18 protein-coding genes and 1 pseudogene are annotated in these 17317 nt (G+C 73.9%); 13 read left to right on the top strand and 6 right to left on the bottom strand.

What is annotated here, in order from left to right; all coding sequences use genetic code 11:
- Nucleotides 1-178 precede the first annotated feature (178 nt).
- From IF61_RS36225 to IF61_RS0107790, 7 genes are all read left to right on the top strand, one after another.
- Complete coding sequence (locus tag IF61_RS36225; protein ID WP_169748805.1) at nt 179-355, top strand: hypothetical protein; 177 nt, start codon at nt 179-181, stop codon at nt 353-355.
- Complete coding sequence (locus IF61_RS0107815; protein ID WP_030365528.1) at nt 352-783, top strand: MrpF/PhaF family protein; 432 nt, start codon at nt 352-354, stop codon at nt 781-783. Before IF61_RS36225 ends, IF61_RS0107815 begins: the two co-directional genes overlap by 4 nt.
- Complete coding sequence (locus tag IF61_RS0107810; protein ID WP_030365527.1) at nt 776-1027, top strand: Na(+)/H(+) antiporter subunit B; 252 nt, start codon at nt 776-778, stop codon at nt 1025-1027. The genes IF61_RS0107815 and IF61_RS0107810 overlap by 8 nt, the downstream gene beginning before the upstream one ends.
- A complete protein-coding gene (locus IF61_RS0107805) occupies nt 1024-1773 on the top strand; it encodes an MnhB domain-containing protein (RefSeq protein WP_030365526.1) in 750 nt (249 codons plus the stop codon). Before IF61_RS0107810 ends, IF61_RS0107805 begins: the two co-directional genes overlap by 4 nt.
- Nucleotides 1770-2114, top strand: a complete 345-nt coding sequence (locus tag IF61_RS0107800) for a sodium:proton antiporter (RefSeq protein ID WP_030365525.1) — start codon at nt 1770-1772, stop codon at nt 2112-2114. The genes IF61_RS0107805 and IF61_RS0107800 overlap by 4 nt, the downstream gene beginning before the upstream one ends.
- A gap of 6 nt (nt 2115-2120) precedes the next feature.
- Nucleotides 2121-3923, top strand: a complete 1803-nt coding sequence (locus IF61_RS0107795; protein ID WP_030365524.1) for a complex I subunit 5 family protein — start codon at nt 2121-2123, stop codon at nt 3921-3923.
- Nucleotides 3924-4019: 96 nt separating this feature from the next.
- Nucleotides 4020-4343: a hypothetical protein gene (locus tag IF61_RS0107790; RefSeq protein ID WP_030365523.1), complete on the top strand. Its 324-nt coding sequence runs from the start codon at nt 4020-4022 to the stop codon at nt 4341-4343.
- 24 nt (nt 4344-4367) lie between these two features.
- Here IF61_RS0107790 and IF61_RS35755 read toward each other — a convergent pair whose 3' ends face one another.
- The 5 genes from IF61_RS35755 to IF61_RS0107765 form a co-directional block, all read right to left on the bottom strand.
- On the bottom strand, nt 4368-5924 hold the full coding sequence (locus IF61_RS35755) for a type 1 periplasmic-binding domain-containing protein (RefSeq protein ID WP_030365522.1): 1557 nt from the start codon (nt 5922-5924) through the stop codon (nt 4368-4370).
- A gap of 43 nt (nt 5925-5967) precedes the next feature.
- On the bottom strand, nt 5968-7986 hold the full coding sequence (locus IF61_RS35750) for a hypothetical protein (protein ID WP_030365521.1): 2019 nt from the start codon (nt 7984-7986) through the stop codon (nt 5968-5970).
- Nucleotides 7987-8134: 148 nt separating this feature from the next.
- Nucleotides 8135-9577, bottom strand: coding sequence for an amino acid permease (locus tag IF61_RS0107775; protein ID WP_052392489.1), 1443 nt, complete (start codon nt 9575-9577; stop codon nt 8135-8137).
- A gap of 118 nt (nt 9578-9695) precedes the next feature.
- Nucleotides 9696-11570 (bottom strand): CASTOR/POLLUX-related putative ion channel, encoded by a 1875-nt coding sequence (locus tag IF61_RS0107770; RefSeq protein ID WP_245684438.1) that lies wholly within the window; start codon nt 11568-11570, stop codon nt 9696-9698.
- 206 nt (nt 11571-11776) lie between these two features.
- Nucleotides 11777-12958, bottom strand: a complete 1182-nt coding sequence (locus IF61_RS0107765; RefSeq protein ID WP_078660038.1) for a nitric oxide synthase oxygenase — start codon at nt 12956-12958, stop codon at nt 11777-11779.
- A gap of 232 nt (nt 12959-13190) precedes the next feature.
- On the opposite strand from IF61_RS0107765, the gene IF61_RS0107760 reads away from it, so the two are divergent.
- On the top strand, nt 13191-13733 hold the full coding sequence (locus tag IF61_RS0107760) for a hypothetical protein (protein ID WP_030365517.1): 543 nt from the start codon (nt 13191-13193) through the stop codon (nt 13731-13733).
- Nucleotides 13734-13822: 89 nt separating this feature from the next.
- On the top strand, nt 13823-14680 hold the full coding sequence (locus IF61_RS0107755; RefSeq protein ID WP_030365516.1) for a DUF4097 family beta strand repeat-containing protein: 858 nt from the start codon (nt 13823-13825) through the stop codon (nt 14678-14680).
- Nucleotides 14681-15036: 356 nt separating this feature from the next.
- Here the strand turns inward: IF61_RS0107755 and IF61_RS33980 are convergent.
- Nucleotides 15037-15580 (bottom strand): annotated as a pseudogene (locus IF61_RS33980) (methyltransferase domain-containing protein); the annotation flags it as partial.
- On the opposite strand from IF61_RS33980, the gene IF61_RS0107740 reads away from it, so the two are divergent.
- The 4 genes from IF61_RS0107740 to IF61_RS0107725 all read left to right on the top strand — a co-directional run bounded on the left by IF61_RS0107740 (nt 15566) and on the right by IF61_RS0107725 (nt 17182).
- Nucleotides 15566-15784, top strand: a complete 219-nt coding sequence (locus IF61_RS0107740) for a hypothetical protein (RefSeq protein WP_030365514.1) — start codon at nt 15566-15568, stop codon at nt 15782-15784. The pseudogene IF61_RS33980 and the gene IF61_RS0107740 sit on opposite strands and share 15 nt — an antisense overlap.
- A gap of 13 nt (nt 15785-15797) precedes the next feature.
- Nucleotides 15798-16091, top strand: coding sequence for a DUF6087 family protein (locus tag IF61_RS0107735; RefSeq protein ID WP_030365513.1), 294 nt, complete (start codon nt 15798-15800; stop codon nt 16089-16091).
- A 140-nt stretch (nt 16092-16231) separates the two neighbouring features.
- The gene (locus tag IF61_RS35745) at nt 16232-16399 is read left to right on the top strand and encodes a hypothetical protein (protein ID WP_157848557.1); all 168 of its coding nucleotides are present in this window, start codon (nt 16232-16234) and stop codon (nt 16397-16399) included.
- Between the two features lie 90 nt (nt 16400-16489).
- The gene (locus tag IF61_RS0107725; RefSeq protein ID WP_030365512.1) at nt 16490-17182 is read left to right on the top strand and encodes a YoaK family protein; all 693 of its coding nucleotides are present in this window, start codon (nt 16490-16492) and stop codon (nt 17180-17182) included.
- Nucleotides 17183-17317: the final 135 nt, after the last annotated feature.

Here is a 17317-nt window from a genome sequence, read left to right as displayed (position 1 = left end):
TCCGTGGCCGGAGTACCCCTGCGGGTGCCGGGCATGCACACGCCCGCGGCCATGGTGTGCGGGAAGGCGGGTACGCGCCCCACGACACGCCCCGCGACACGCGCCCGGCCGGTCCGCCGGATCGCCGGGCCCGCAGGCCGATACTGGGGCATTCCCGCGAGCGGCGGAGGTGGAGCGGATGGCGCGCGGCATCGTAGGGGTCGTGGCGGAGGTCCTCGCGTGGTGGGCCGGGCTCACCGCGGTGTGGACCGTGCTCATCAGCCGGCCCGACACGCTGGAGCTCGCCGTCGGAGCGGGCGCGGCCCTGCTCGCGGCGTGGGCGGCGCGCGGTGCCCGCCGGGCCGCGGACCGGTGAACTGGTGGCTCGCCGCCGCCTGCGTGCTCGTCGTCGGTGGCCTGGGGCCCTGCCTGTGGGGTGCGGCGCGCGGGACGGCCGGGCGGCGCGTCGTCGCCCAGAACATGGCGACGCTCCTGCTGTGCCTGGTCTTCCTCCTGCTGGCCCAGGGCTACGGGCGCCCGTCCTATGCCGACCTCGCCCTGGTGGTCGCCGTGCTGGGGCCCGCCGGCACCCTGGTCTTCACGCGTCTCCTGGGCGACGAGACGGGTGCGCGGCCGCCCGGGACGCGGCTGCTGACCCCCGCCGTCCTGATCGGCGCGCCCGCGACCGTCGTGCCCATGTGCATCGCGGCCGGCCCCGGCCGCGCGACGATCAAACTGATCTTCATCGGTGTGCTCCTGATCGCCGGAGGCGCCGTCACCTCGTGGGCGGTGCGCCGTGGATGACGCGCTCGTCGTCGCCGTCCTGGTGCTCGTGGCGGCCGCGGCCACGGCGGCCGTGCTGCAGCGGGACCCGGCCCGGCAGGCGATCGTGCTCTCGCTGCTCGGCCTGGCGCTCGCCGTGCTCTTCACCGTCCTGCAGGCGCCGGACGTGGGCCTCGCGCAGCTCGCCGTGGGCTCGGCCGTGACCCCGCTGATGATCCTGCTGACGGTCCGCAAGGTGCGGCAGCGCAAGGGGCGTCCGAAGTGACGCGCCGCGTACGGCTGTGGGTGCTGGCCGCCGGGCTGCTGGCCACGGCCGCGCTGTACGCGGCCGCCTGCACGCAGCTGCCGGGCTTCGGCGGCTCCTGGCACCCCTACGGCGACCGGGCGGTGCGCGCCGCGCTGCAGCAGCGGACCGCGAACACCGTCTCCTCGGTCAACTTCGACCTGCGCGCCTTCGACACCCTCGGCGAGGAGAGCGTCCTGTTCGCCAGTGTCCTGGGCACCGTCGTACTGCTGCGGCGGACCCGCGACGAGAAGCGCGTGGCGCCGGAGCCGGTCCGCGTGCCGGCCGCGCTGCGCCGCTACGGCCGCCTGATGCTGCCGGTCACCCTGCTCATCGGTCTCTACGTGATCGCGCACGGCCAGCTCAGCCCGGGCGGCGGCTTCCAGGGCGGTGTCGTCGCCGCCACCTCCCTGCACCTGCTGTACATCGCCGTCGACTACCCGGCCCTGGAGCGCTTCCGGCCGCTCGGTCTGTACGAGCTGGCCGACGGCGCCGGCGAGGCGGCCTACGTGCTGCTCGGCGCGGCCGGGCTGATCGCCGGCTCGGCCTACCTGGCCAACGTCCTGCCTCTGGGTACGTTCAACACCCTCTCCTCGGGCGGGACGGTGCCGCTGCTGAACGCCGCCGTCGGAATCGAGGTCACCTCGGCCGTGGTCGTGCTGCTGGCGCACTTCCTCGCCCAGGCCCTGGAGATCGAGGGCGAGCGGGAGGAGGACCGCAGCGCGTGAGCCTGCTCCCCTATCTGATCGCCGGGTGGATCTTCCTCGCCGGCGTTTACGGCATCGCCACCAGCCGCAACCTCATCCACGCGGTCGGGTGCCTGGCCGTCACCCAGTCCTCCACGTACGTGCTCCTGCTGTCCGTCGGCTACCGGAAGGGCGCCACCGCCCCCGTCTTCTCCGACGCGCCGACGAGCGCGACCGTCGTCGACCCGGTCGTCCAGGCGCTCGCCCTCACCGACGTGGTCGTGGGCGCGACCGTCACGGCCCTGCTGCTCGCCCTCGTCGTCCAGACCGCCAAACGGCACGGCACCATCGACCCGGACGAGCTGTCCGGACTGAAGGGCTGAGCCGCGATGGGCCGGCTGCTCCCGCTGATCGTCGTGGTGCCGCTGCTGGGTGCCGCCCTGCTGGTGGCGGGCGGCCGCCACGTCCCCCGCCCGGTGGCGGAGGCCGTCGCGGGGCTGGCCGCCGCGGCCTCCGCCGGGCTCGCCGCCGTCGCCCTCACCCGCCCGCCCGCGGTCTCCTGGCTCGGCGCCTGGGGGCCGCGGGACGGCCACAGCGTCGGGATCGTGCTGGTCGGCGACCGCATCGGGCTGGGCCTCGCCGCGCTCACCTCGCTGCTCGTCGTCGCCGTGCTCGCCTACTCCTGGCACTACTTCGACGAGCCGCCGCACGGCCACGGCGGCGCCTTCCCCGCCCTGGTCCTGCTCTTCCAGGCGGGCATGTGCGGCTTCGCGCTGACCGGGGACCTCTTCGACGCGTTCGTATTCTTCGAGCTCATGGGCGTCGTCGGCTACGCCCTGACCGGCTACCGCGTCGAGGAGGCCCGCCCCGTGCAGGGCGCGCTGGTCTTCGGCTTCGTCAACTCCCTCGGCGGCTACGCCGCCCTGCTCGGCATCGGCCTGCTGTACGCCCGCACCGGCGAGCTCGGCATGGCGCAGACGGGCCGGGCGCTGGACGAATCAGCCGGCGCGTCCGGGCGCGGCGGGGACGCCCTGGTCGTCGCCGCGTTCGTGCTGATCCTGACCGCGCTGCTGGTCAAGGCCGCGGCCGTGCCCTTCCACTTCTGGCTGCCCGACGCGCACGCGGTGGCGCCGACGCCGGTGTGCATGCTGCTGTCCGGCGTGATGGTGGAGATGGGCGGCTACGGCGCCGCGCGCGTCTACACGACGGTCTTCGCCGGGCCGGGCGGCGTCCCGGCCGCCGGGGCCCGGCGCACCCTCCTGGTGCTGGGGGTGGTGAGCGCCCTCGCGGGTGCGCTGATGTGCTGGCAGCAGCGGCACGTCAAACGGCTGCTGGCGTTCTCCACGGTGGCGCACACCGGCCTGTTCCTCACCGGGATCGCCCTCCTGACGCCGCACGGCATCGCCGGCACGGCGCTGTACGTGCTCGGGCACGCCGGGGCGAAGGCCGCCCTCTTCGCCTGCACCGGCATCCTCCTGGACCGGCACGGCAGCGTCGACGAGTGCGAGCTGCACGGCAAGGGCCGCGACACCGCGGGCACGGGCCTGCTCTTCGCCGCCGGCGGGCTGGCACTCGCCGGGCTGCCGCCGTTCGGCACGAGCCTCGGCAAGGCGCTCGTGGAGGAGCAGTCCCCCTGGCTGCCGGCCCTGTTCGTGCTCGTCTCGGCGGTGACCGGCGGAGCGGTGCTGCGGGTCGCCGCGCGTGTCTTCCTCGGCGCGGGGCAGGCGGGCCGGGACGGCGAGGAGGGGTCGGAGGGGCCGGAGACCGCCGGCGGGGAGGAGGAGCCCGAGACCGGCCGCCGCGTGCGCCGCCCGCCCGTCCCCATGGTGACGGTGGCGGCGCTGCTGCTGGCCGGGGCGCTGGCCGTGGGCACGGTGCCCGGGCTCACCGGCGCGGTCACCACCGCCGCGGAGGCCTTCGCCGATCACGGCGGCTACGCGGCGGCGGTCCTGGACGGCCGCCCTGCCGTACATCCGGCAGGGGCGTACGACTGGTGGACGTGGACCGGCGCCGGTCTCGGCCTGCTGTCGGCCGCGCTCGCCGTCGGGCTCGCCGCCCTGTCCGTGGGCCGCAGGTCGCGGGCCGTGCCGGGTAGCGCGCCGCTGCGCCGGCTGCACTCCGGGCACGTCGGCGACTACGTGGCCTGGACGGTGGCCGGCATCGGGCTGGTCTCGCTGCTGGCCCTGTGGTGACCGGCGCCGGCCCCGCGCGCCCGCCCCGAACGGTTGCGATGCCGTGACACCGCGGGCAGGGTGAAAACGTAAGCAATCGCTATAAGGATGGACATCATGCCTCGAGGTTCCAGTCCCAAGCGTGAACGGCAGTACGAGCACATCAAGGAGAGCGCCGAGGATCGCGGCGAGAGCACCAAGCGGGCGAAGGAGATCGCCTCGCGCACCGTCAACAAGGAGCGCGCCCGGTCCGGGGAGGCGAAGACGGCGAGCAAGTCCTCGATCCAGGACATGTCCTCCTCCCGGCGGGGCGGTCAGCGCTCCCACAGCGGCTCCGAGGGCCCGACGTACGACCAGCTGTACGCCGAGGCCCAGCGCCGCAACCTCCACGGCCGGTCGCACATGAACAAGGCGGAGCTCAAGCGGAAGCTCGGGCACTGACCCCGGCCGCTTCCGGGGCCGCCGCTACGGCGTCTTGTACAGCGGCCCGGAATCCGCGGAGCCGCCCGGCACCTGGATGATGGGCACCGGCTTGTTGTGCGGCCAGCCGTCGGAGGCGTCGTCGAAGCTGAGGTCCCCGCTGGCGGCGGGGACCACGGCGGCGTCGTGGAGGTTGGTCAGCTGGTTGAAGACGTCCTGCACGCCCGGCGTCTCCCGGCCGGTCTGCCCGGTGACCATGCGCAGCGCCCACACGGCGGTCAGCACGGCGTCGTGGTGCATGACGGCGTAGCCGTCGGAGAGCTCCTTGTCGGGGAACTTGAGGTCGCGGAAGCTCTGCAGGAAGGGCTTGAAGCCGCTCGGCGCCCCGTTCCCCTTGATCCACTGCTCGGTGTCGGTCGCCGACGCCTCCAGGATGGTGATCCTGCTGTCCTTGAGCAGCCCCGTCACGTCGTTCGCCTGCTGCACGGCGCCCTGCGAGCCCACGACGATCGTGATGGGCTTGTCGTGCCCGCACTGGCTGCGCGAGGACAGCGACCGTACGAGGTCGGCGAGGTCGCGGCCGCGGCCCGCCCAGAAGACGAGCTCCGACTTGGTCAGGCAGATGTTGTTGAAGGCATTGAAGAACAGGCTGGGCATGCCCTCGGTGCGCGGGCCGGTGGTGCCCACGAAGGAGACGCGGCGCTTGTCGATGTAGTCGGCGAACACCTCGTCGTAGGCCTGGCGCATGGTCCGGACGAAATTGTCGTCCCGGCTGTCGAAAACGAGGTAGCCGCGACGCTGTTCGGCGGGCAGCCGGTCCAGCCTCCGGCGCAGCGCCTTGGCGTAGTCGGTGTTGGGCGGCGAGACCTTGAACAGGCGCTCGGAGTTGACGTTGGTCGCGGTGAGGACGGCGCCTATCGCCGGGATCTTGCGCTTGGCGAGCTCGTCGGCGGCGGCTTGCGTCTCGGGCACGCTGACGCCCATGCCGGCGACGGCGACGAGCGGGTGCTCGCCGCCGGTCATGCCGGCCAGCTGCTCGACGACCGGCCGCCAGTGGACCTGGTTCCTGCCCTCGCTGGCGAGGACCAGCTGGATCTGGGGCGTCCGCCCGTGGATGCCGGTGGCGTTCACGGCGGAGAGCCCGGGGCAGACGTTGGCGCGGCACTGCGCGGTGTAGGCCCCTTCGAGGCTGCTCCTGATCTCCTCGATGGGCAGCACGCTGCTGTCGCTCGCGGTCATCGGGGTGAGCAGGGCGATCTTCACGTAGGGGACGGGGGTGCGGCCGGCGGCGGGCTCCTCCCACTGGTCGCGCACCCGCCGGTTCTCGGCGGCGATCTTCTCGGTGACGTCCTTCAGCCGGGGGTCGAAGGCGTACGCGGTCTCGTTCATGACGCCGATGCACTCGCGGTCGCCGCCGGAGCCGGCCAGGACGAGGCCCGGGACGTCCTCGGCGCAGCGGTCCTCGCCGTCGTCGTCCCCGCCCAGCAGCCAGAAGCCGCCTCCGGCGAGGAGGGCCAGGACGAGGACGAGGGCGGCGATCCCCCGCCGGCCCTTCCACCAGGGCGGCAGGGGATCGAGTGGGCTGGGACGGTTCAGGGGCATGGGCGGGCTCCTTGCCGGACGGCGGTCGCGCGCTGCGGCGCGGTCAGACGTACTTCGCGGCCTCGTGCCTGAGCCCCACCCTGCGGGGGTCGGAGTGCATGGCCAGGCTCTGGAACATCGAGCTGATCGTGTCGTTGAGTTCGGGCCGGGCGGCGGGCATCCGGTTGCGCGGGTCGCCCGCCAGCCACAGGGCGGTCACGAGCATGGTGAGGGCCCGGCGGTCGGGGGCGGCGAAGGAGGCGGGGGCCAGCTCCTCCGCGAGCCGGTCCACGCGCAGGGTGGCCGTCTGCTCGGGCAGGACCGGGGTGCGCGGGGGTGCGGCCGTGACGGCGTAGAGCTCGTACAGCCAGGCGTCGGTGCCGGGCAGGTCCGTCAGGCCGCGGGCGAGGTGGCCGACGACGTCGTCGAGCCGGCCGCGGGCGAGCGCGTGGTAGAGCACGTCGAGGGGGTGGCCGTGGCGCGCGTGCCAGTCCTGCAGCAGCTCGTGGACCTCGTCCCAGCGGGAGCTGCTGCGGGCCAGCTCCTGCAGGAGCAGCAGGCGCAGCCACGGGTGCAGGACGGGGTGCGCGGACAGCGGGCGCGGATGGGCGTCCTGCAGGTATCCGGAGCCGCGGCCGCCGCGCGCGCCGGCGTCCTGGGGGACGGCGGAGGTCAGCCACAGCCGGTTGCCGGTCTCGCGGGCCAGGCTGTTGCGGGTGCGCAGGGAGAAGGCGTCCAGCAGGTCGGTGTCGCAGGCGGTGTCGAACTCGCGGGCGGCGGAGCATTCGACGAGGGCGGCGCGCTGCTCCTCGCTCAGGTCTTCCAGGAGGCCCTGCAGGACGGCCCGGCCGAGCGGGGCGGGCCCGGGCTCGGCTTCCTCGTCGGCGGGGGGCGCGGGCCGGGCGAGGATGCCGCGCAGCAGCTCCTCGTTGTCGCCGCGGCCGGGGATGTGCGCCGCCGCCTCCAGGAGCCGGTGGGCGCTCCAGGCGTGCCCGCGGGTGAGCCGGTGCACCAGCGGGGGCGCCTCGGGCAGGCGGTCGGCGAGGCCGGCGCCGAGCTGGGATACCTCGCCCGCCGTCAGGTCGCGCAGCTGGACGCAGTACCACCGCCAGGAGGAGTCGGGCGGCGGGTCGGGCACGGACCGCTCCCAGTCAGCGTAGGAGGCCTGCTCGGGCGTGCGGATCCGCACCCCGGCCGGGCCGGGGGCGAAGGGGCCGGGGACCTTGCCGGCGTCGGAGGCGGTGGCGACGGCGAGCAGCGGGTCGGGGGTGCCGCTCGCCTCGCGCAGCTGCACGAGCAGGTCCAGGAAGCCGCGGCCGCCCGGGGCGTCGATGTTGTCGAGGAGGACCACGCAGTTGCGGTCGCGGCGGCGGCGCGCGAACTCGCCGCGCAGGTCGGCGAGGAAGGCCTCGCACAGCCGCCGGTCGACGGCGGCCCGGTCGGCGTCGGTGCCGCTCTTGCTGAGCTGGTTGAGGGCGACGAGCTCGTGCAGCGGCGTGTGCGGACCGGCGTACCAGGAGAAGCCGGTGCGCCGGGCGATGCCGAGCGGCATCCGGGGCGGGCGCCGGATCAGCCCGGCCAGCAGGCCGATGCCGGGGATCTGCAGGAGGTTGAGGTCCTGCAGGAGGCCCGCGACTTCGGCGGCCCGGTCGGCGGCCACGGTGTGCTCGTGGGCGTCGTACAGGGCCCGGCGCAGCTGCTGGCCGGCGCGGCGGGAGTCGTGGGCGTCGAGCGAGAGGCCGGGGTCGACCACGAGCAGGCCCAGCGTGAGGCGGGGGAAGAGCAGGGCGGGCTGGCGGGCGAAGCGGTGGGAGAGCCCGTAGGCGAGGCGGCCCGCGACCTCGTGCGGGCGGCGCGGCCCCGCGGACGCGAAGTCGTAGAGCGCGTGGGGGCGGTGCGAGCCGAGGAAGCCGAGCCATTCGAGGGCCGTGGTACGCCCGCTGCCGCGGGTCCCGACGAGGACCACGACGGGCAGCCCGCGCCCGCCCGCCGCCGCGCGCCCGTCCTGCACTTGTGTGCGGCATTCCTGGAACAGTGCCTCGATGCCCTCGGTCCCCAAGGGCCGTCTCACAGGCTCCGCCACGTCACTCAGCCCCCCTCGGGCCGGCGTGTGTCACCGCCGACCGGTCAGAAAATGCTGCCACGCGGGTGCCGTTCGCGGGAGCCTTCGGCGGCAACTGACAGGCGGGCATGCGGAAGCGGCGCCCCCGAGGAGGGGGCGCCGGCCGGGGTCAGCCGCGCGTCGCGCTCGTCGCGGGGTCGTCCGCGGGGACCGCCGCCAGGGGCGTACGGGCCGCGCGCCGGCGTGCGAGGGGGTAGCCGGCACCCAGCAGCGCGAACCAGACGGCGACCACGTAGAGGGCGATGCGGGTCTCGGACTTCCAGGCGATCAGCACGGTCACGAAGGCGAAGGCCGCGAGCGCGATCCAGTTCGTGTACGGGGCTCCCGGCATCCGGTACGTGGACTTCCGCGCCAGGCCCGCGGCCACGGCCCGGCGGTACCTCAGGTGCGTCACGAGGATGATGCTCCACACCGTGATCGCGCCGCCGGTGGAGACCGCCGTGATGTAGGCGAACGCGTGCTCCGGGTCGATGGCGTTGATCAGCACCCCGAGGGCCATGACCACGGCCGAGACGACGACGGCCGTGGCGGGCACGCCCCGCTTGCTGAGCCTGCCGAGCGCCTCGGGGCCGTGGCCGTTCAGGCCGGCGGTGCGCAGCATGCGGGCCGTGGCGTACAGGCCGCCGGCGTTGCACGAGGACAGCGCCGAGGTGAGGACGACGAAGTTGACGATGCCGGCCGCGGCGGGGATGCCGATCCTGGTGAAGGCGGCGACGAACGGGCTCGTGCCGGGGTGGAACTCCTGCCAGCTGACGACGGACAGGATGACGAAGAGGGCACCGAGGTAGAACAGGCCGAAGCGCAGCGGCAGGCTGTTGATGGCCCGCGGGATGTTCTTCTCCGGGTCCTTGGTCTCGCCCGCGGTGACGCCGACGAGCTCGACGCCGAGATAGGCGAAGAGCACGATCTGCAGGGTCATCAGGGAGTTCCACACGCCGTGCGGGGCGACGCCGCCGTCGGCCCACAGGTGGCTGACGGACGCGGTGTCGCCGGCGTCGCCGAAGCCGATGATGAGGACGCCCAGGCCGATGAGGATCATGCCGACGATGGCCGTCACCTTGATGATCGCGAACCAGAACTCCAGCTCGCCGAAGATCTTCACCGAGATCAGGTTGGCGCAGGCCAGCACCACGAGGGAGATCAGCGCGGTCTTCCACTGGTCGAAGCCGGGGTACCAGTAGTTGACGTACTGTCCGGCGGCGGTGATCTCGGCCATGCCGGTGGTCACCCACATGATCCAGTACGTCCAGGCGGTCGCGTACCCCCAGAACGGGCCGAGGAACCGGTGCGCGTAGTCGGCGAAGCTCCCCGAGACGGGGTGGTGGGTGAGCAGCTCGCCCAGGGCCCGCATGACGAGGAAGAGCACGGCGCCGGCGGCGGCGTACCAGATGATGAGGCTGGGGCCGGCCTGGGATATGGCGGTGCCGGCGCCGAGGAAGAGGCCGGTGCCGATGGTGCCGCCGATGGCGATCATCTGCATCTGCCGGGAGCCCAGGCTCCGTTTGTACCCCTCGGTGCCGGTGCCCGGGTCCCCCGTGGTTGGCGAGCTCACTGTTGTCGGGTCCTCTCTCTTGCCGTTCCTGCGGTGTCAGTACAAGATCCCTCAGGAGAGCGCCTGTGGCCAGAAGATTGCCGTCACCGGACGGCGCGTGTCCCCGCCCGTCACCCCGTCACTGCTCGGCGAGCACGACCACGTGGTCCCCGTCGCCGAGGGCGAGGGCCGCGCTCCTGGGCGGGTTGAGGAAGACGCCGTAGAACGGCGGCCTGTCGCTGAGCGCGCCGAGCCGGTAGCCGATGGCGGTCTCGCCGCATTGCCGGGCCGCCTCGATGACGGTCGCGAAGTTGGCCTCCGCGCCCGGCCGCAGGTAGCGGGCGGCCGGCTTGAGGTAGATCTCGGAGCCGGCGGGGTCGAAGAGGTCGGACAGCACGTCGTACAGGTCCGGGTTCTCGGCGAGCTGGGTGAGCAGCAGGCAGACGAGCTTGGTGCTGACGATGAAGTCGTCGGCCTTGGTGACCTGGGCGATCTCGCGGTTGCAGTCGTCGTTCATCTCCGTGACGATCGAGTACGGGTCGCCGAGCCGGATCTCGATGTCGCGCAGGTGGAGCAGGGTGACCAGGGTGCGGTCGTCGGCGAGGTCGGGCGGCACGGTCTCGTCCGAGAGGACGACGATGTGCTGGTAGCCGCCCAGGCCGAGGGACTCCAGCGAGCGCCGGCTGGTCGGGCTGCAGGCCCGGTGGCCCAGGGTGAGGTTCGCCCGGGGGACGGCCAGCGCGTGCGCGGGCCGGCGCGGAGCGGCGATGTCGAGGACGGAGCCCGGGCGGACGAGCTGGTCCAGCAGGCTGACGATCTTCGGTCCGCGGGAGTTCCAGCCGATGAGCAGCGTCCGGTCCGGGACGGACACCGGCCCGGGCCTGCAGGCGATGGCAGTGCGCACGACGGGGACGGTGGTGTCGGCGAGGCGGATGAGCAGGTCGTCCTCGGCGACGACGACCATGCTGTCCCCGTCCTGGATCTCCGTGTCCATCGGCGGGTTGACGAGCACCCGGCCGTCGGTCCGGCGCATGCCGATGAGGACGCCGAGGTCGTACCAGTGCAGGGCCTCGCCGTAGGTCATGCCGGTCAGGGAGGGCTCGGGCCGCAGGTAGATCTCGTTGCCGACGAAGCTGAGGAGCTCGTCGCAGACCGCCGAGAGGCCGGTCTGCCGGTGCGACTGGGCGACGAGCCGCACGGCGAAGTCCTCGGCGTCGACGACCAGGCCGGTCTCTCCCGCGGCGAGGCGGGCCACCGAGAGGTTGCCGGAGTCCTGCACGGCCGCGACGACGTGGGGGCGGCGACGGCCGGACCAGGTCCGGTTGTTGAGCAGCAGCAGCGTCTTGATGACGCCGGTGTCGCCGTCGTCCCCGCCCGGGGGCAGCACCATGACCGACCTGGCGGTGTCCGGGCTCACGAGTTCGAGGTCCGCCCGCTTGAGGGGATTGCCGGAGCGGCAGATGACGTGCGTGCGGCCGGTGCCGGGGACCCGTAAGCGGATCTGCTCCTCCATGCCCACCTTGTCGCGGTCGGCGAGGACCACCACGCACGAGCGGCGCTCGCTCTGATTGGCCTCCACCAGCTCGGCGACCACCGTGAACACCTGCTCGGACCAGCCCAGGATGATCGTGTGCCCGTGCTCGACGAGGCGCGAGCGGCCCTTGCGGAGCTGCTGGAGCCGGTTGTCCAGACCGGTGGTGAGGACGCCGATGAGCGCGCTGACGATGAAGATGCCGCCGACGGTCGCCGTCAGCATCAGCCCCAGGAAGACCGGCCCGCCGGTGTCGCCGCCCATGGTGCCCGGGTCGAGGGTGCGCAGCATGCTCATCCAGGCGACGCCCGGCCAGCCGCCGTTGGTCTCGGTCTCCTCGTCGGTGCTCAGCACCACCAGGACGGTGATGGAGGTGATCAGCAGGAGGGAGGCGAGGGCGAGCCAGCCGATGAGGGCGGGGGTCCCGCGGTCCATGGTGGCGTCGAACCAGTACCGCAGCCGTTGCCTCAGCGTCACGCGCACGCTTCCCGCTCCCCCCTGTGCCTGCTCGGATCATTCCAGGCGGGGCGGCCTCCGGTGGCGGAATGAGCGGGTGGACCGCCGTTCCTCCCGACTGCGGCCCGCGGCCCGGACGAGCCCGCTCACGGTGGCGGGCGACCGGGAGGCCCTGGACCGCTACGCCGTGCTGGTGCCGCCGGACCCGGGGGTCCCCGTCGAACGGCGGCCCGTCACCCCGCGCCCGTGCGCGACGCCCACCGGGCGGGCCCCGCGCCCCCGTACGGCGGGCCGCCGGGCCGGTTTTCCTCCGCCGCCATGCCCTGGGCGCGCAGGCGGGCGCCGTCGTCCAGGTGGAAGTCCGGGCGGGGCCGGTGCTCGTCGTAGTAGCGGTGGTAGACGGGGGTGAGGCCGCCGGACATGGGCGGGACGATCCACGACCAGTCGGCGGGGCAGGCCCGGCCCGCCGTCTCCTCCCTGTCCACGTGGCGCAGGAAGCGCGCCGACTCGGTGTGGTGGTCGGAGATGGTGACGCCCGCGGCGTCGAACGAGTGCAGGACCGCGCGGTTGACCTCGACGAGGGCCTGGTCGCGCCACAGGGTGCGCGCGCAGGAGGTGTCGAGGCCGAGCCTGCGGCCGACCTCCGGCAGGATGTCGTAGCGGTCCGCGTCGCAGAGGTTGCGGACGCCTATCTCCGTGCCCATGTACCAGCCGTTGAAGGGGGCCGCGGAGTACGAGATGCCGCCGATGCGCAGCCTCATGTGGGAGATGGCGGGAACGGCGTGCCAGCGCAGGCCGAGATCCGCGAACCAGGGCAGCGCGGGGTGGCTCAGCGGCACTTCGAGGACGTCCTCCGGCGGGACGCCGAACCACTGCAGGCCCTGCTCCCGGGTCTGGATGACCAGCGGCAGGACGTCGAACCGCCCGCCCGCGCCCTCCCAGCCCAGCTTGGTCGCGAGCTCCGTCAGGCCGAACCCCTTGGGGTCGCCGGTGCAGCCCCCTTCGAAGCGCAAGTAGCCGGCGTAGCGGATGAGCTGCTCGTTCCAGATGAGGACGGGCGGGCCCTCGGCGTCGTCCTGCGGGAAGACGGTGACGACGGGCCTGACGCGGCCGCCGTTCGTGGCGGCGCGTAAGTGGGCCAGGCACTCCGCGGCGACGTCCGCGGGGTCAGTCACGTGTCTGCGGTCGCGCACGCGCAGGCTCCGCCAGTACAGCCGGCCGATGCAGCGCGCGGAGTTGCGCCAGGCGACCCTGGCGCCGAAGGCGAGTTCCTCGGGAGTGTGGCGGTAGCCGCCGGTCTCCGCCATCTCCCGGCGTATCGCGGCCAGGCGTGCGCGGAGCGCGTCGTCGTCCAGACCGGATTCGGCGGCGAACTGCCTCACGAAGCGCTCGGCTTCCCCCTGATCGGTCGTCATCAGCCCCCACCTTGCGCCGGCCGTCACCGCCTCGTGCCGGGCGGCCGGAATGACTCAGAAGACCTTCGGACTGCGCGCCGGGACATCGTATGCGGCGGCACAGCGGCGGCCAAGGAGTCCGGCGATACGGCTGACAGGGTCTTGCGCGCGTGGTCCGCGCCCGGCCTGCGTGCGGGGCCCGGCGGGGACCGGAGATTTGCTGGTGGCGCCACGGCGCTGCAAGGATGGCGCCATGGAACTGATGCGGTATGTCGACAATCTGCGGCAGGAGCTCCTCGTCGCGGCCGAGGCGGGTGACGCGGAAGCGCGCGAGCTCGCCGAGCGGCTCGTCGCACCGCTCTCCTCCGCCGTCCGGCTCGTCCTGCTCGACGCCCTGTCGGCCGCCGCGGACGAGATCACCCGCGAGCTGGCGCCCGGCTCGGTGGAGGTGCGCCTGCGGGGGCTCGACCCCAGCTTCGTCGTCACTCCTCCCCCCGCCGAGCACGGCCCCGGCGACGCCGGCGACGACTTCGCGCACGCCGGCGCCGTGCCGCCGCTGCCCGCCGCGCCCCTGCCGCCGGCCGGCGCGGAGGACGGCGCCACGTCGCGCATCAACTTCCGGCCCCCCGAGCACCTGAAGGCGCGGATCGAGGAAGCCGCGGGCCGGGAGGGGCTCTCGGTCAACGCCTGGCTGGTCCGGGCGGTGTCCGCGATGCTCGAGTTCGACGACCGCGCCCGCCGCCCCGAACGGCGCGCCCCGCGCGGCGGCCAGCACTACACCGGCTGGGTCACCTGACCGCTCCCGGCGCCGGCCGCCCGGCACCGCAGCAGCACTACGCATCCGGCCGGCGGGCACGGCCGTCCGGTCCACCTGGAGGGGCAGTCATGCCAGTTTTCGAGACGTCCTTCGAGACGCCGCAGCCGATCTCCGTCTCCGTCGACCTGGCGATCGGCAACGTCCGCCTCGACGCCGGCGACCGCACCGGCACGGCCGTCGAGGTGCGCCCGAGCGACCCGCGGAGCGAAGCGGACGCCAAGGCCGCCGAGGACACGCGGGTCGAGTTCACCGCGGGCCGGCTGCTCGTCAAGGGCCCCAAGCCGCGCCTCTTCGGCAGGTCCGGGTCCGTCGACGTGACGATCGGCCTGCCGGCGGGCTCGGACATCGAGGGCACCGGGCAACTGGCGGCCTTCCACTGCTACGGCCTGCTGGGCGAGTGCCGGATCAAGACGTCGGCGGGCGACATCCGGCTGGAGGAGACCGGCCGGGCCACCCTCACCACCTCGCTGGGGGACATCACGGCGGACCGGGTGGACGGCACGGCCGGCATCACAACCGGATCCGGCGCGGTACGGGTCGGCGTCCTGGCCGGCTCGGCGGTGATCAAGAACGCCAACGGCGAGACCCGGGTCGGCGAGGCCACCGGGGAGCTGCGGGTCCGCTCGGCCAACGGCACCGTCACCGTCGGCAAGGCCCACGCCACCCTGGAGGCCAAGACCACCTCGGGCGACATCCGGATCGGCGAGGTCGTCCGCGACACGATCGTCCTCGGCACGTCGAGCGGCCGCATCGAGATCGGCATCGCCGAGGGCACGGCGGCGCGGCTCGACGTACGGACCAAGGCCGGCTCCGTCCTCAACTCCCTGACGGTGTCCGACGGCCCGGGCAGCGCCACCGAGACGGCCGAGGTCTACGCCATCACCTCGGCCGGCGACATCACGATCCGCCGCGCCGGCGCCGTCTGAGACGGAGCCGCGCTCCCGTCGCACGCCCGGGGCGCACCTCAGGGAGTCCCGGCCACGCCGTCAGACCTCCCCTCCCCCGGGCCGCCCTCTCCCGCGCCGTCCGCCGCCGCAACGGCCGCCGCCGCGCCGTCTGCCGCCCGGTACGTGTCGCGATACCAGCGGCCCCACGTGTCGAGCTGGTCCGCGATGGCGTCCAGACTCCGGCCGGCCTCGGTGAGCGCGTATTCGGAGGGCAGCCGGAGTAAGGCAGAAACAGGCAATAGGGCTGTGGCGAGCTGTGCGTGCTCCGTGCGGGCGAGCGGCGTGGATCATGCGGCGCACGGCTTCGGTGGAACGTACCGCGTCCTGACCCGCTGTCAGGGCCTCGGCAGCGGCAGGCCGGGCAGCTGCGGGTGCCGCAGGTGCTGCCCGCCGTTGCAGACGTGCAGGGTGAACGTCTCCGGTCCCGGCCGGCCCGCCTCGTCGTACGCGCTCAGGACGCGCTCGATCCGCTCCCACAGCCGGACCGGACCGCCTTCGCGCACATCCCATCCGTTGTCGCGGGGGGTGAGGGTCGCGGCGGAGCCGGTGACGATGCAGCAGCGGTCCTTCGGCGGTGCCGTCGCCGTGCACGGTGAGCAGGACGCGTGCGTAGCCGTAGAGCCAGCCGGAGAGGGTGAGCAGGATCTTCCCGCCGGGCTGGGTCTGGTTGATGAGGGCGGGCGGGACGGCGCGGAAGGAGCAGGCGGCCACGATCCGGTCGAACTTCGCCTCCGGCCAGTACCCGTAGAGACCGTCCGCGACAGCCAGGGTGGGCGTGTACCCACAGCTGTACAGCGCGTTCGCAGCCTGCTCCAGCCGGCGGCTGTCGACCTCGATGGAGGTGACGTAGGCGGAGCCGAGCCGTTGGCAGGCCAGCGCGTCGACGAGGGCGAGCCGGAGCAGGGCGCCGCCGCGGCCCAGCAGGCCCTCGACGATGCCGCCCGCGTCGACTCCACCCTCGTCGCCTCCCGCCTGAACACCCTGCTGGCCGCCGCCCGCCCGTACAGCACGGCTGCGGTGGAGGAGGTCCGCACCCGCGCGACGAATCTCGCAGCATCACGCCCGACGACGGTCGCGGCCTGAGAACATCGGCTCCATGGGCAAGCACTCCCGACCCGGGCCGCCGAACCAGCCCTCCCGCGCCGTCCCGCCCCTCGATGAGCGCGATCCGCTGGCCGTCTACCACCGCCGTCGGCGAGCGCCGATGGAAGTGCACCGCAAGCACCAGCCGCTGCACGGCGGCGGCGGCCACGTCCGGCCCGGTGAGCCGCGGGTCCTGCTGGAATGGAACGGCTTCACCTACGAGGTGGCCGGCACTGCCTGCGACCTCGCGGCCGCGCAGCGGTGGGCGAACCAGGCCGCCCCCGAAGCGAGAGCCGACAACCGGTAGAGGGGCACGGTCGCCTACGGATCGCTTCCGGCGCCTCCAGCACCTTCACGGCGGTCTACCCCGAGGCCCTGCCCGCGTTCCCCGGCCTGTCCCCCGGCCGCCGCGCCGCCGTGGAGCAGTCGTTCGGCGGTGCCGCGGAAGTGAGCGACGAGCTCGGCGCGTCCGCGGCCCGCACGGTGATGGACGCCGCGCGGCGGGCCTACGACCAGGGCTTCGCCGCGGTCGCCGCGGTCGCGGCCGCGGGCCTCGCGCTCACCGCCGTCCTGGTGGCGCTGATGCTGCGCCCGCGCCGCGGCGGCACCGGCTAGCCCGGCGCGCCGCCGCCGGCACGTACGCTCCGGTGGCAGAGCCCCGTCAGGGTGGGCGCCGGGGCGGCTCACGGCCGTTGAGGAGACCGGATGCGACAGGTTCTGGAACGCGCCGCCGACCGGCTCTTCCCGGACGGCACCAACGAGCACGGCGCCCTGCCGGCCGTGCTCGTCGTGCTGACGCTGGCCACGGGCATCGTGGACGCGGTGAGTTTCCTCGGCCTGCACCACGTCTTCGTGGCCAACATGACCGGCAACGTCGTCTTCCTGGGGTTCGCCCTGGCGGGCGACGGGGACCTGTCGGTCCGGGCGTCCCTGCTCGCCCTCGGTGCCTTCGCGGCCGGGGCCTGGACGGCCGGCCGGCTCGGCCGGCGCGTGCCGCACCGGGCGAGGCTGTTCGCCGCCGTCACGGCAGTCCACGCGGGGCTCGTCGCGGCCGCCCTGGTGGTCGCCCTGACGGCGGGGCACCGGACGCCCGCGGCGCAGACCGCCCTCATCGCGCTCCTCGGCTGCGGCATGGGCCTGCAGAACGCCGCCGTCCGCGCGCTCGCCGTCCCGGACCTGACGACCACCGTGCTGACGCGCACCCTGACCGGCCTCGCCGCCGACGCCCCCGGCCCGGCGACCGTACGCCGCCTGGCCTCCCTGGCGGCCATGTTCACCGGGGCCCTCTGCGGAGGCACGCTCTTCCTGCGGGAGGGCGCGGCACCGGCGCTGGCTCCGGCGCTCGCGCTGGTCCTGATCGCGGCCGGCGCAGTGCCCGTACGGGGCGGGGGCCGGTGACCTGGTCACCGGTGGATCGTCGGGTTCCGGCCGCTGGCGCAAACGGCTCCTTGACGCGTGTCCCGCGCCGGTAAATGGTGTGTGATCGCCGCGCTCACCGAGAGAGCGCCGCAGGTCAGCGAGGGTTCTCGCGCC

The sequence above is a fragment of the Streptomyces roseoverticillatus genome (assembly GCF_000719265.1).
Classification (GTDB): Bacteria; Actinomycetota; Actinomycetes; order Streptomycetales; family Streptomycetaceae; genus Streptomyces; species Streptomyces roseoverticillatus.
This window is presented reverse-complemented; position numbering and strand designations above follow the sequence as displayed.